Annotated in this window: 7 protein-coding genes; 2 read left to right on the top strand and 5 right to left on the bottom strand. The window is 31.1% G+C overall.

Annotated elements, in window-relative coordinates; genetic code table 11:
- Window positions 1-204 precede the first annotated feature (204 nt).
- Entirely contained in the window at window positions 205-3,984 is a 3,780-nt protein-coding gene (locus APR43_RS13950) for a T9SS type A sorting domain-containing protein (protein ID WP_082356373.1), read from the top strand.
- A gap of 431 nt (window positions 3,985-4,415) precedes the next feature.
- A complete protein-coding gene (locus tag APR43_RS13945) occupies window positions 4,416-5,804 on the top strand; it encodes a serine hydrolase (RefSeq protein ID WP_053470558.1) in 1,389 nt (462 codons plus the stop codon).
- 379 nt (window positions 5,805-6,183) lie between these two features.
- Here the strand turns inward: APR43_RS13945 and APR43_RS13940 are convergent, their stop codons facing one another.
- The 5 genes from APR43_RS13940 to APR43_RS13920 form a co-directional block, all read right to left on the bottom strand.
- Window positions 6,184-6,870, bottom strand: a complete 687-nt coding sequence (locus tag APR43_RS13940; RefSeq protein ID WP_053470645.1) for a hypothetical protein — start codon at window positions 6,868-6,870, stop codon at window positions 6,184-6,186.
- Between the two features lie 326 nt (window positions 6,871-7,196).
- Complete coding sequence (locus tag APR43_RS13935; RefSeq protein ID WP_053470557.1) at window positions 7,197-7,826, bottom strand: hypothetical protein; 630 nt, start codon at window positions 7,824-7,826, stop codon at window positions 7,197-7,199.
- An 11-nt stretch (window positions 7,827-7,837) separates the two neighbouring features.
- Window positions 7,838-8,086, bottom strand: a complete 249-nt coding sequence (locus APR43_RS13930; RefSeq protein ID WP_123924596.1) for a hypothetical protein — start codon at window positions 8,084-8,086, stop codon at window positions 7,838-7,840.
- Window positions 8,087-8,110: 24 nt separating this feature from the next.
- Entirely contained in the window at window positions 8,111-8,626 is a 516-nt protein-coding gene (locus APR43_RS13925; protein ID WP_053470555.1) for a hypothetical protein, read from the bottom strand.
- Window positions 8,602-15,312, bottom strand: coding sequence for an RHS repeat-associated core domain-containing protein (locus tag APR43_RS13920; protein ID WP_053470554.1), 6,711 nt, complete (start codon window positions 15,310-15,312; stop codon window positions 8,602-8,604). Before APR43_RS13920 ends, APR43_RS13925 begins: the two co-directional genes overlap by 25 nt.
- Window position 15,313: the final 1 nt, after the last annotated feature.

Raw genomic sequence — 15,313 nt, 5'->3', positions numbered from 1 at the left:
AGTTAAATTTTCAAACAAAAAACTTAAACTAATGCTCTTACTTTGTTGATTGTATAATAATGATATGCTATCTTCAACAATAAATTTATATTTTTTAAGAAGAGAGGAACTTATTTCCTCTCTTTTTATTTCTTTAACAGTTTACGTAAGATATTAGTTAATATTCTATACATTTGATGCATTAATTTAACAAAAATTTTGCCTATGAAACTAAAGCTACTATTTATACTATTTTTGGCTAGCGTATCTTCCTTTGCCCAATACACCCTGATCCCCGATTTGTATTTTGAAGCAGAACTAATCCGTCAGGGAATTGATTCCGGCGTACCGGATGGTAAAGTTTTGACTTCAAATATAAACACCCGGACTACTTTGAATGTTAGGGGAGTAAGTCTCATTACCGATTTAACCGGAATTCAGGATTTTACTGCTTTGAAATCTTTGCTTTGTGATACCAATCAATTAACTTCTTTAGATGTTTCTAAGAATACTGCTTTAACATACTTGAGTTTTGGAAGCAATTACTTAACGACTATAGACGTTTCTAAGAATACTGCTTTAACAGAGTTACGTTGTTATCATAATCTATTAACAACTTTAGATGTTTCTAAGAATCCGGCTTTAACAATTTTACATTGTTATGAGAATCAATTAAAGGCTTTAGATGTTTCTAAGAATCCGGCTTTAACATACTTGGATTGTTCTGACAATGAATTAACGGGACTGAATTTGAAAAATGGAAATAATTCTAAATTATCGACAAATAGTTCCTTTAATGCTAATAATTTAAGTTGCATTCAGGTAGATAATGTGGCTTATGCTAATGCAAATTGGGCTTCAGCCAAAGATCCTCAGGCAAGTTATAGTTTAGATTGCTCAATTGTTGTTCAATACACTCTTATTCCTGATGTTAATTTCGAAAAAAAGTTAATTCAACTTGGTTATGATTTTGGAACTCCTGACGGAAAAGTTCCAACATCTAAGATTTCCGGAGTAACGACTTTAAATATTTCCGGTAGTTCTATTACTAATTTAACAGGAATTCAAGATTTTGCGGCTTTACAGCAATTAGATTGCAGCAATAATCAATTAACGGCTTTAGATTTTTCTAAGAATATTGCTTTAACAAATTTAAGTTGCAATTCTAATAAATTAACAACTTTAGATGTTTCTAAGAATGTTGCTCTAACCTATTTATATTGTTATTCTAATAAATTAACAACTTTAGATGTTTCAAATAATACTGCTCTAATATATTTATATTGTTATGAGAACCAATTAACGGCTTTAGATGTTTCTAAGAGTACTGCTTTAACAAATTTAAATTGTTATTCAAATCAATTAACAAGCTTAAATGTTTCTCAAAATGCTGCTTTGAAAGAATTACATTGTTATTCTAATAAATTAACAAGTTTCGATATTTCGAAGAGTATTGCTTTAACAAAATTATATTGTTATTCTAATCAATTAACAGCTTTAGATGTTTCTAAGAATACTGCTCTAATATATTTATATTGTAATGAGAATCAATTAACGGCTTTAGATACTTCTAAGAATACTGTTTTAAGATATATAGACTGTAGTTCAAATCAATTAACGAGTTTAAATTTGAAAAATGGAAACAATACTAATGTTAGTTCCTACAATTTTACAAACAACCCTAATTTAAGTTGTATTCAGGTAGATAATGATTATTATTCTAGTAACAGTTGGAAGTCATATAAAGACGCTACGGCAAGTTATAGTAAAGACTGCCTAGCTTCCACCCTTATTCCTGATGTGAATTTTGAAAAAAAGTTAATCTCTTTAGGAATTGATACCGGAACGGTTGATGGACAAGTGCCAACTTATAAAATAAACAGATTAACTTCTTTGGATATTTCTAATAGTTCTATTATTAATTTAACTGGTATTCAGGATTTTACGGAGTTAAATACATTGAATTGCAGCGGTAATCAGTTAACGGCATTAGATCTTTCTAAGAATAAGCTTGTAAATTCTTTAAACTGTAGTTCAAATCAATTAACCAGTTTAAATTTAAAGACTGGAACTAATACTTATTTAAGCATCAGAAACTTTAAAAACAACCCTGATTTAACTTGTATTCAGGTAGATAATGTTGCTTATTCTGCTGCTAACTGGGCTAGTTCAAAAGATCCTGTTGCAGGATTTAGTACAGATTGCTCAGCTGTTGTTCAATACACGCTTATTCCTGATGCGAATTTTGAAAAGAAACTAATCGCTCTTGGTATTGATACCGATGGTACAAACGGAAAAGTGTCAACAGCGAGTATTTCGTCATTGACTTCTTTGGATGTCACATATAGTAAAATTACTGATTTAACCGGAATTCAAGACTTTGCGGCTTTAAAGATTTTAAAATGTTTTGAGAATCAATTAACGAGTTTAGATGTTTCTAAAAATAATGTACTGGAAGAATTATATTGTTCCGAAAATCAATTAACGGCTTTAGATGTTTCTAAGAATGTTGCTCTAGAATCTTTATTTTGTGGAAAAAATCAATTAACAGCTTTAGATGTTTCTAACAATACAGCTTTACGAGCTATATCTTTTTATAATAGTCAACTAACAAATTTGGATGTTTCTAAAAATACTGATTTAAGATATTTGGATTGTAGTTCAAATTTATTATCTAATTTGGATGTTTCTAAGAATACAGTTTTATCAGCTTTTTATTGTTATTCAAATTCATTAACTAATTTGGATGTTTCTAAGAATCTTACTTTACTAGATTTGAGATGTGATACAAACCAATTAGCGAATTTAGATGTTTCCAACAATACTGCTTTAGATATTTTAAGTTGTGCTCAAAATCAATTAATTAATTTAAATGTTTCCAATAATAAAGCTTTGACATACTTAAATTGTAGTTATAACTTATTGACAAGTTTAAATTTAAAGAACGGAAATAATGTTAAAATGAGCGGTAATAACTTTACAAACAATCCTAATTTAAGTTGTATTCAGGTAGATAATGTTGCTTATTCTAATGCCAATTGGGCTGCAAAGAAAGATGCTACGGCAAGTTATTCTGATAATTGTTCTGGTGCTGTTGCAGTTAGTAGCGCGTTTGAAGACCAATTAATCGCTTTAGGAGTTGATACAGATGGCAAAAACGGTTCTGTTTTGCTGGCGAGTATAACAAATATAACTAGTTTAGATGTATCCAATTCTAATATTACCAGTTTGTCAGGAATCGAATATTTTTCAAAACTAGAAACCTTAAAATGTCAAGGAAATTTATTGACTTCAATAAATGTGTCTTCTAACTTGGCACTGAAATATTTAGATTGTTCAAAAAATCTACTATCGACTTTAGATGTTTCTAAAAACACCCAGCTTACAGAATTGTATTGTGATGGTATCGTAACAACTAGTAAAAAAATCAATGCCAAAACCAGCGCTGCTAATCAACTAACGGTCTTAGATGTTTCTAAAAATGTATTGTTGACTAAATTGAGTTGTTCTAACAATTTAATAGTAAGTTTAGACCTTTCTAAGAATACGCTGCTTACAGATGTAAATTGTTCAAATAATAAATTGACTTCTTTGAATTTAAATAATGGAAACAATAGCAAACTGGTCAACGTTAATTTCAAAACGAATGCTTCACAATCCTGTATTCAGGTAGATGATGTTGCTTATGCTAATGCCAATTGGTCAACAGCTAAAGATGCAACAGCAATTTATTCGAAAACAGCTTGTACTTTAGGGATCGAAGATCTGGTTTTTGAAAAACTCGCCGTTTACCCTAATCCTACCAAAGGAGAATTACACATTGATAACATTGTGTTAGAAAAAGCAAGCGTGTACGATGTATTAGGAAAGTTGGTGACAACTACGAAATTTACTAATGGTTCAAACACTAATAGCATCAATTTATCAGGATTCCCAAAAGGAATTTATTATGTGTATTTAGAAAGTGAAGGATCTACTATTGTTAGAAAAATAATAGTTAAGTAAATTAGAAAGCATATATAAGTTAAAAACCACATTTTCATTCGTTTGAAAATGTGGTTTTTTATTTTTCACTTATCAAGTTTACAAAACTTCCAGATTTCCCTGAAGCTTTTGGTCTTAGCAGCGGAAGCATTCAAATATCTAACTAGATTATCTTAAATTATTAAAATGTTTTAGCATGTGCATCTTAATTTTTCTCTACTTTTTGTTTGCATAGCCACTCATATAAGTGACAAAAAGCATCAATCAAAGTTAAAGTCCTTTTGACAGTTTGTAGTGGAAAAATTATATATTTGAAAATAAATCATGTGTGAAATTTATCACAGATATCTAACCAAATTTGGATGACTTTGTATGGTTTTGTCACACATATAAATAAGTTGATAGCAATTTTTCGAGACATCTCAGCTACATTAATTAACCAGAAATAAAAAATGAAATTAACAATTACGATCGGACTTCTTTTAATTGCACATCTTACATTTGGACAAGACAGAATTCAAAAAATTGACAGTTTACTCAATTCTCTTTATTCAAAAGAGAAAATCAATGGAAATTTTCTAATTGCAGAAAAAGGGAAAGTTATTTATAGCCATAGTTTTGGACTTGCAAACGAAACAACAAAAGAAAAATTGAACGAAAATTCGATTTTTGAATTGGCATCTTGTTCAAAGCAGTTCACAGCTATGGGGATAATGATACTTAAAGAAAAAGGGAAGTTGAATTTGGACGATGATATCGCAAAATACTTACCCGAACTTTCTTTTTATAAGGGTGTAACTGTAAGAAACTTATTGAATCATACTGGAGGTCTGCCAGACTATATGCAGCTTATGGATAGTTTATTTGACAAATCCAAAATTGCCACTAATAAAGACGTAATTAATATATTTAGTAAACATCAACCAAAAATATTATTTGAGCCAAATACTAAATGGGAATATAGCAACACGGGTTATGTTCTATTGGCATCAATAATTGAGAAAGCATCGGGTATGACATACGCTGACTATTTAAAAACAGCTATTTTCCAACCGTTGAAAATGAAAAATACCTTTGTTTACAATCGTAGATTATCGCCAAAGAAAATTGACAATTATGCTTTTGGATATGTTTACTCAGATAGTTTGAAAAAATATGTTTTACCAGACGAATTGAAAGAAACTAAATTTGTTATTTGGCTTGATGGTATTGTTGGAGACGGAACAGTTAATTCAACTGTCAACGATTTATTTATTTGGGATAGAGCATTATATGCCAATAAATTACTCACAAAAGAGGGGATGAAATCAGTTTTTGAATTAGCAACTTTGAAAGACGGAGCTAAAAGGAATTATGGTTTTGGTTGGGGAATTGAAGAAAATGCTGATTTTGGAAAAATTGCAAACCATGATGGGGGTTGGCCAGGTTATGTAACTTTTATCGATAGACATATTACAAATGATAAAACAATAATAATACTTCAAAATCACAGCAACGTTACAATTCCTTCAAAAGCAATTAGAAATATTCTATATAATAAACCATTGCCTGTGCAAAAAAATAGAAAAGAAATTAGTATTACACCTGAAGAACTTCAAAAGTTTGTTGGGACTTATGAAGTTGAAAAAGATTTTGAAATCAAAATTTCATTAGATAAAGACCAACTATTTTCACAATTGACAGGACAAGATGCGTTCAGAATATTTGTAGAAAGTGAAATGTTATTTTTCTACAAAGTAGTAGATGCACAAATTCAGTTTGAAAAGAACGAAAAAGGAGAAATTTCAAATTTGTTTTTATTACAGAATGGAAAAAAGATAGAAGCAAAACGTACGAAATAAAATTCGATCACTCCGATGTGTAGACAACAATAGCGCAGATTTGCAATCTGTGCCCATAAAGAGAATCAGGAAAAGGGTAAAAACAAAAAAAGCTTCAGAGAAATCTGAAGCTTTTTTTGTTAGTAGCCTCAACGGGACAAATGTCGAACTTTTTTTGGAAGATTTAGAAAGATTATTAAATATTTCTTCGAAATATTAGAAGCTTAAAAATAAAGAAGTCACCAAATTAAAGCCTTAAACAAAAAGTAAATATTCTTAGTATCTATTCTGGGAGTTGCTTCGGAGCAATCTAATTTGAAAGTTGACTAATGATTGCTCCCAAATTTTTTGAAAAAAAAGACTATTCATATGAATAGTCTTTTATAATTTAAAATCATCGTTAAATGAGTTCACTATTTATTAACTTTTGAATCTTTTTATCGGATTTATTAATTTCAATTTGCTTTAAAAATTGGTCTTGATTATCAATTTCATTTTGTAAGGAATTTAACCAATCACTTAAATTTACGCCACATGCTTGAAAGTGACTTTGATCCCAATTTATCTTTTTTATATCATCTAGAATTTTCTGTGCTTCTGACATACTTTTATATAGTGCGATTTTCATTTTCACTTGTAGAAATTCTGCTTGAAAATAGGAAAGTGGTGCCAGGCTAAATCTTTTTGTTTTAGAATAATCGGTAATCGTTTTGATTATCGATTGTGTATGTATATTTTTCTCAAGTAACAAAGGATATTGCTTTTTTATAATTTGAGAAACTTCATTAAAATATTGAAGATGTTTATCATATTCATATGGTATATCAAATTGGAAATCTTTCTTATTAAAAAACTCTTGCAATACGATAGGTACATCCAAGCACTCTTTTACACTTTTTTTCCATAAAGGATATAATACAAAATATGGTCTGTATTCATTTGTTCTTGGAAGTTTTACCAAATCTATTCCAAAAACTAGAGGACCAGTCATTTTATAAAATTTATTTTGCGAAAAAACTGTTAGTTCGCTAAAATTAGTCTGCCAATCACTGGCAATTTTATTCTTTAAAGTTTTATCATTTGTCATAATTATCATAGGATTACATAAAGAGTTAATATAAAAAGACTCTCGTTTCCCTCCATGTATTCGACGCTGAAAGACTTATTGCATCAGCTGTTATTTTAATTTCCATTTTTTTTATTTAGTCATTTTATTGAATGCTGAAAACACACTATGTTCCTCAAAATAATCGATTTTCCATTAACAATTTGAGCGGTTAACATAACTTAATTTTAAACAAGAAGGATTTTTGTTCTTAAATCAGTATTAAAAAAAAGATGAGTACTAATACTCATCTTTTACTTAATTAAAATAGATGTTTTTTTATAACAACTTAGTTTATTGAATATAAGTTATTTAAAATAGTATTCTAACTTCTCATTTTGCAGAATTATTTCAAAGGGATCATGGGTAATTACAAAAATATTACCTGATATATCAATTCCCAAGAAGTCTCCATCTTCTAAGTCTTTTAAATGATAGTAAATTTTATCATTCAATGAAACTTCGTAAATATCTGAGGCATTTAAAAATTTAAGTTCTTCTTCTGTAAATAAGAACTTTATCTTGTCAAAATCTTCATTCTCATAAAAGAAATTATAAACTAACTCAGTTTTAATTTGATTAATATCAGGATCAAATTTAAATATATCTTGTACTGAATATCCCAATACCAAACCATACCCAATAAAAATATCAAAAGATTTGTATTGACTAGAAATCTTATCAAATACCTTTACACCTTTTACGACAAACAGTTGTTCATTTTTCTTTTCATATTTATTGAGTAAAGAAATATTCAATTTGAAACTAATATAATCTTGCGATTTTTTATCAAATCTTACTGATTCAATAATTCCCTCTGCTATTTGTTTTTCAAATCTTAAATAATCATTTCCAAGAGCTTTAAAAATGTTTTCTAATAACTCATTTTCCCATCCATTAAGATGGATGCTTTTCTTACTTTTAAAAAAATTAAACATACTTTTATTTTTTATTGTGGAAATTTAGTAAACCAATTATATTCTTTAAACCAACCTACTTCTGACTTTAAACTTACACGTAAAAATTTAAACTCAGGATTTAAAACATTTTCTTTTATTTCTAAATTGAATGCAACAACTTCTGAAACTGCTTTTTTATCCCATCCTATTGGAGGGAATTTTTGCAATACATTTATTTCAATATCGATGGCTTTTAATAATTTACTAGACTCTACTTGATATTTATCCATTAATGGCAATAACTAATTTTTAGAATAATCCAATTACTTCTTTTTACGTGTTTCAAATTCAGCGAGTAAAGTATTTAATAATATAACTTCTTCTTGATTTATAAGTCCTTCCTGTTCATAAGGTACGATTACATCTATAACAAAATCATATTCTCTGATGTTATTAATTTTTTTTCTTTTTAAAATTTTTACCATCTTATTCTCTCGTTTATATGGTAAGTTCTGATTTTTTATTTCCTTCCAAAATTCTTCTACAAATGTTCCATGTCCTTCATGAAACATAGTCAATACACGTTGCATAACAAATTTTAAACTTGTTAAGTTAGCGAATTGAGGTTGAGGATTTTCCGCATCATTCTTCCATTCAATATAACAATTTACAATATGATTTACTGTCTTTTCATCCCAATATGAAGGAGGATATTGTTTAATTACCATTACAGCAATATCAGCTGCTTTACTTATATCATTTACCGATTGTGTATACTTATCCTTAATCATTTTATATTTGTTTATATATTTTTCTAAAATAAAAGTTTTATCCCCCATTCTAAATATAGTCCAATTTTATCATTTGTAGGACTAATTCCATTCATTCCATTTCCTGACATCTCTAATTTTCTCCATCTTTCAATTTGTATTTGTTCACTTCCTCTAATTGACCAATAGGATGGATCTGAAAATCTACTGAAATATCCTCCTGGAACCGTTGCAGGTAATGAACTTGAAAGCTCAGCAGGTCCATATTTGATATTGCCCTTGCCAATATGATGATTTAAATCTCGTCTTTTTACAATGTCTTCAGGTGTTCCGTATCCGCTCGATCTTCCAACGTAAACCAATCTACCATCTAAGCTAGTTTTTGTATAGGTAACATAATGAAAATCACTCGGATCTAATGACCTATGTATTGCATCCACAATTTCCCTTGCATCATCTCTTATAACTTCTCTGTTGTCCCAAACCCATACTGTCGCTGCAGTACCCCAGGCAACCGGAATCAAAACATCATCTGCAACACCTATAACCGTTACATCATCTGCGGCTAATCCGACGGTCGCTGCTGTAGCATAACCAAAAGCTTCATGATTATATCTTGACGCATTCTCATTGTTCTCTTTTGCATCATATAATTGAATATATTCATCTCCCGAATTAGTAGCGCTGGCACCTAAAGGCGGTTTATTATTGTAGCTATCTATATAGCTATTAGAAGCACCACTTACATAAGATGAAGCCAAACTAGAACCTGTCGAAGTGAAAGCACTCAACCAAGTATTAAGATTCCATTTTACAGGATTAAGCTCGCCACTGGAAGCTCCCCCATGAACATAAATAGAAAATAGAAATCCTGCTACAAAATTCCAAACTTCTCCACTCTGGTCAGTATATTTTAGAGGATTATTTAATACATAACCATAACGGTTGTAGTTCTGCATATTAAATAAATCCTGGACATTGTTATCAGGTTGTAAAAACCTGCGCAGTTTAGGATCATATAAGCGGCCGTTCATGTTTATAATCCCCACACTTTGTAGGTGCTCATGGCCGGTATATCCCCTGTCTAAAACTGTTAATCCATTAAGAGGATTACCAGCTCCATCCTGAACTTTAATAATACTTCCCCATGCATCAAACAGACGCTTTTCTAATACAGCTCCGTTTGCATCAGTAATGGCTAAAATACTTCCTTGATAATCGCGCTGTAAATATAAATAATTTTGCGTGTTTCCGTCACTTTTAACTATGGCTGGTGCTGAATAGCCATCACCGCCAATATAAGTAACAAAATCAAAAGTATTAGTTGTTCTGTTTTCTTTAATTTCCATTGTGCCATCAGAGGAATAATGCTTGCGCAATGGCCTTGGCAGTTTATCATCAAAGCTGCCATAAAACATAGTGCTTCTTTGATTATCATCATTATAAACAAAATTTATTCGCTCAATTCCAGGTTCTTTAATTTCATCAGGACTTTTAAAGACATTGTAAAAAATCTCCAGTTCTTTGGCTGTCGCAAGAGGAATACTTGTTTTACGAATTTGTACATCATCGTACCATATATTCCCTTGAGAATTATTATCTAAACGCAGGCGAATTTTCTTCACACTTGCAGGAACTATAAATGTTTTGGTTACCTTAGTCCATGCACCTTTAATATTTGAAACTACATTGTCATATGAGAGAGTTCCCACTGCATCTTTCATCACTAAGAAAACCTCGGCCTGCGGATTGTCACTATATACCCATGCAGAATAAGTATATTCGGTTGGATCAATGTTATTGATGTCAATCCACTTATCTGAATATACATATTGTTCAGTTGTTAATGTGTTTGCCAGTTTTAAAGTGTTTTTCCCTACTGCATGCCCGGTTTTTACAGCATCATAACTATAAAAATTTGTATTTGGAAATTTTTCAATACCCCAGCCGGTTTTTTCCTCCATGCTGTCATTAAAGATACCTTCTCTATTGGCATAATACCCTAAGGTTTCTTGAGTAGGTTCTATAGAACTATTCTGATATGGTTTGTCTGAATAATTATAATTATAAGTCCCTAAATTATTCTGTGTGATTCTTCCTTTATCATCATAGGACTGTGCTTCCTGAGTTCCTGAAAAATTATTGAATTTTGTCAGACGGTCTTTAGTATCATAATCAAAGCTTTCGCTCCAGCCAAATAAATTATTAGACCTGCTGGTAAAGTTAGTCTTAGTGGTGTCAAATAGCTGGTCTAAGGTTAATATGTTTGTTAAAGGAGTTGTTTTATCGAATTTAAACTGCTTCACATAGCCATTAGTATCATAATTTTTCGTAATCGTTGTTGGTCCGCTTTGTGCGGTCAATAGCTGTCCTCTGCTGTCAACTGAATTGGTCTGCCATATTACATTATTAGTAATACTGTCTAAGATTTGATAGGGAACTCCATTTTTGTAAGTATTCCGTACAGTTTTGATGCTTAGTTTAGTTCCTATTTTTGCTGTCGAATTTTCGAAATCAAGCCTGCCTAAAGCATCATAAGTAAATCTTTTTATAAATATAGCATAAGGAGTTGTTTCTGTTTTTTTTATTATTCTTTTTGAGGTATCATACTTATAGTCAATAATAGTATTAGTTCCATTTGCCAAATCATCAAATTTACTCTTGATCAATAGCTTAGAAGCTGAATCATAAGTATATGTGGTTTTAGAGCTTGTTTTATTTCCTGATATCGTTTTTGTGTCTAACTTACCTAAGCTGCTAAGATTATAAGTTGTTGTTCCATTTCCATTAACCTCACTTTTTAATTCTCCAAAATCATTATATGAGTATGTAACAGTACCGGCCGAAGGGTCGATAAGCTGCTTCTTTCGGCCCCATCCATCTTGAATGATTTTCGTTATGATACCTCCGTAATTTGTCTCTCTTAAATTACCATTGGGAAAATAAGAATAAGTGATTGTATTTGATGGAATGTCGTACATTGAAGTTATTTTGCCAAGTGCATTTTTAATGTAATATTCAGTCTTCGTACCATCTGACACAGTTGTTTTTAGTCCCGTATAAGTAACAGTTGTTGTTTTTCCTGTATATACAATACTCTGAAACAATCTTCCATACGCATCGTATTTAGTTTCGTTCCATTGGGAAGCAGTCGTTCCTATATAAGGTTCGCTGACTTTAGTGGTACGATCATGGATGTCATATAAATAAGAAATATAAGAGAATGATCCCATTATATTTTTGACTCCGGTCCTTGTTTTTCTCCCTAAATCATCAAAGGTTTCTTCTTCAACACTTCCGTCACTTCCTGTTTTTGTATGAACAGTAGTTCCAGAATTGTTTAAATAAGTAAAATCCGTAACAAAGTTTAAGTGATCTGTCTCTTTTGTTTTTTTAAACCATGAATCGTATTCGTATAAAGTTTTTTGTAAAAAAGGATTTATTTTGAATGCTAAAGTTCCATTTGGATTATATTCAAATGTTGTAACAAGGCCTTCAATATCAGTGCTTTTTTTCAAGAACCTGCCTGTAGGTTCATATTCAAAGTTCATTTCTCTAATATCAGAGCCTGCTGTAAATGTCTTTTTTATAATGTTTCCAAAATTGTTGTATGCGATATCTTCTGTCACTAAGTTCGTTGTGGCATCACCTTTTCTTTGTACTTTTGAAAGAAGATCGTCGTTATTGTAAAAATAAAATTCCTCACTTTTCATTGATTCAGTTCCTAATGTAGAATTGACGATTTTACTTTGGGGACGGCCTACCATATAATGAGTTGCAGGAATACCTTGGTATACAATATCCACTACGTTTTTCTGTATTTCTGTGCTTGCTTCTTTGAAAGTTGCTGTAACTTTTAAAGGGTTATTGTTAGAATCATAAACAGTTTTTACTTCTTTACTGGTTAAAGTTTGTCCATCATATTCTGTAACAGAACTACTTTTTAATTTGTATACTTTATTACTTTGAAGAGCATCTGTCGGCAGATTATACTCGATTACTGATCTTGAAATAAAATCGGAAGGAATAGGACTATTAGGATTATAAAGACCAAGCGCCGAGTAATTTTCGATATTTGCTCCTCTTCTTGTAATATCAAATCTTGAAACGTTTGATACTAAGGAAGAAACAGATGCATCATCAAACCAATTTGTCTGCATTGTCCCCCTAAAACCTAGAAAGCCCAAGCCTTCTACATTAGAGACTGCTCCATAATATTGAAAAATTTTCTTTTTAGAGCTCGTTGCACTCTTTTTTTCCAGCATAGTAACAACTAAAAAATTAGGATCATTAAGAATATCAATATTAGGATAATTGTCAACATTACTGCTGTTAGAATAAACAGAGTATGGTCCCTGCTGAGATTTTGTATCTAATGGCTGATAAGTGATCGTTTCTGTTACACCGTTTCCGGTAGTTATCTTATTTAATAAAACATCATATTTATTTACCCTAGTAGCATACAACCCATAAATTGAATTTCCTGTTATTAAAAAATAATTAGCACTTTTACTTGCATCGTTCAAATTTGCAAATATTGGTATAGGAAATCTATTTATATTATTTTCGACAAAATGAAAGGGTAATGTAGAAATGTAACTCATAACAGTTCCAGTAAATGACTTGGCAAACGATATTATGAATTTTGTCATCTGAGGACTTCTGTATGGTCTGGTAACCGCATTGCCGCTTTCATCTTTCTCAACAGTATAATTCTGCTGATTTAAAATATCGGTTTTCCCATCACCATTCATATCAATGGCCATAAAAGTATTTTCATTTAAACTAGTTGTCCATTCATTGTTATTAATAATGTTATTATAGTACTTTTTTACTTCTGATTGCTTGTATGCTTGACCTATTGCGCAGTTTACTTTATTAAAATTTGTTCCCGTTGACATAAAGAAGTTCCAACTGTCCTGGTCTACTGCATTTGGAATTACAAAGTCGGCCTTTCCATCTCCATTATAGTCTCCCAACAATATATCTTTATCAGTAACTATTGCATTATCAAGTTTTTCAAACAGCTTAACAAAAACATTATTAGCGTTCAATGAGTGAACCCGTACAATCCCATTTCTAATAACTATAACGTCAGATTTTCCATCACTATTCACATCTGCAATGTACAGTTTGGAGCTGCCATCTACAGTTAGACTTCCAGCATCAAAAACATAATTTCCCGTAAGGCGTTTATCCATGTTGATAAAATAAACAGTCCCATCATATAACTCATTTACTTCTTCAGGAACATCATCAGCGTTACAAGGTCCTAAGAATGTATATTGGATTTCTTTTTCAACTGCAATAATATCTGTAAGACCATCTCCGTTGAAATCTCCGTTTAGATAAATCTTAGAAATATTTTCAACTATTCGTCTATTAGGTCTGGTTTGGGTACAGCTTAAAGGATGTTCTGAGTAATAAATAAGCTGTGGAAAAGTAAATGTTTTTTCATACTGCAAACCTATTGGAGCTAATGTAGAAGATGCATAAGCTGAAAATTTTGCAACATTCGTGGCTGTATCATACTTTACTACTGTCCAGCCTTGTTTTGTCGATAATTTTAATCCTGTTGTTGTAGTTCCTTCAAGTAAAGAAGTCGGAAGTATTTCTTCAAATGCTCCGATAGTATTATCTACAAAACCTGTAATTAAAGAAGAACCTCCTATATTTTTATATAGTGAGTATTTCTTCTTAGCATCAGCTGTTGTTTTAGGGTAGAGTATAATATCCGTTTTTCCATCACCATCGAAATCTCCAGAAACATTTCCCATTGTCTGAAAGTCAATACCGGCCAGATCTAAAGTTACAGGAGCAGTATTTATTATATTACTATTAATTAAATCACCATACTTAAAAACAGTTGGGTTATAGCTTTTAGAATTATCTCCACTCTTTTCCGTTATATTAATTAATCTTTGGTAATCTTTATAAGTTTCATCATAAGCAAGTGAATAGTTCCTATAACCAATACCATTTGTAAAAATTTTAATACCACTTAAAATATTATTTTGTAAAATGCTTTGACCTCCAATATAACTTTGTTCCGGACGTTTTCTGTTTACATATGAAAATTGGATTTCGTTTATAGGGGTTCCAGTTGATAGTGCACCATATTTTATTGATGCGATATTTAAGTCATTGTTTGCTAATGTATATTCATAATTAATCCTTACACCTTTTGAGTTTTCCCAAGTAGTTATTGACCAGGTAGTCAAAGATCTTGAATGTACAGTGCTTCCATAATATGCTACTGATCCGTCTGGATATTCAACTTTAAAAGAATCAGGACCAAAACCGAGTCCGTTAGGATGAACTCCTAAAGAAGTAATCCTAATATTGGAATAATTTTCCGTTTCATATACAGTATTGTGCGCACCATACACATCTGTTCCATTTTTTACGATCAATCGCTGGCCATCTAAAGCAAACCTGTCTAAGGTATCAAAATCAACGGGATCAATTGTACCATCGTGGTGTTTTGTAGATGCAATACGGGTAATTGCCGAAACTCCGGCAATACCCCAGCCATAACCTGCAATTCCGTTGCCTCCCTGACTATTGTAATGTAGGCTAATTATTGGCGCAACTCCATTTATTCCTTGAGGTACAAGAATTGGAACGTCATAGTTAGCACCACCCGATAAAGAGACAGATAATTGACCATTGATAATACCTACTTCAGTTGAAGTTTGGGAATTTACAAATAACGTAAATGCAAAGAAAATGATTGTAAGGTGAAATTGTTTCATA

It is taken from the genome of Flavobacterium sp. NLM (assembly GCF_002210235.1).
Taxonomy (GTDB): Bacteria; Bacteroidota; Bacteroidia; order Flavobacteriales; family Flavobacteriaceae; genus Flavobacterium; species Flavobacterium panici.
Note: the sequence above shows the minus strand (reverse complement) of the source record. Positions and strands in the feature narration are given on the sequence as shown.

Coding starts and splice junctions, on each gene's coding strand:
- APR43_RS13950 (WP_082356373.1), top strand. CDS start 205: ATGAAACTAAAGCTACTATTTATACTATTTTTGGCTAGCGTATCTTCC.
- APR43_RS13945 (WP_053470558.1), top strand. CDS start 4,416: ATGAAATTAACAATTACGATCGGACTTCTTTTAATTGCACATCTTACA.
- APR43_RS13940 (WP_053470645.1), bottom strand. CDS start 6,870: ATGACAAATGATAAAACTTTAAAGAATAAAATTGCCAGTGATTGGCAG.
- APR43_RS13935 (WP_053470557.1), bottom strand. CDS start 7,826: ATGTTTAATTTTTTTAAAAGTAAGAAAAGCATCCATCTTAATGGATGG.
- APR43_RS13925 (WP_053470555.1), bottom strand. CDS start 8,626: ATGGGGGATAAAACTTTTATTTTAGAAAAATATATAAACAAATATAAA.
- APR43_RS13920 (WP_053470554.1), bottom strand. CDS start 15,312: ATGAAACAATTTCACCTTACAATCATTTTCTTTGCATTTACGTTATTT.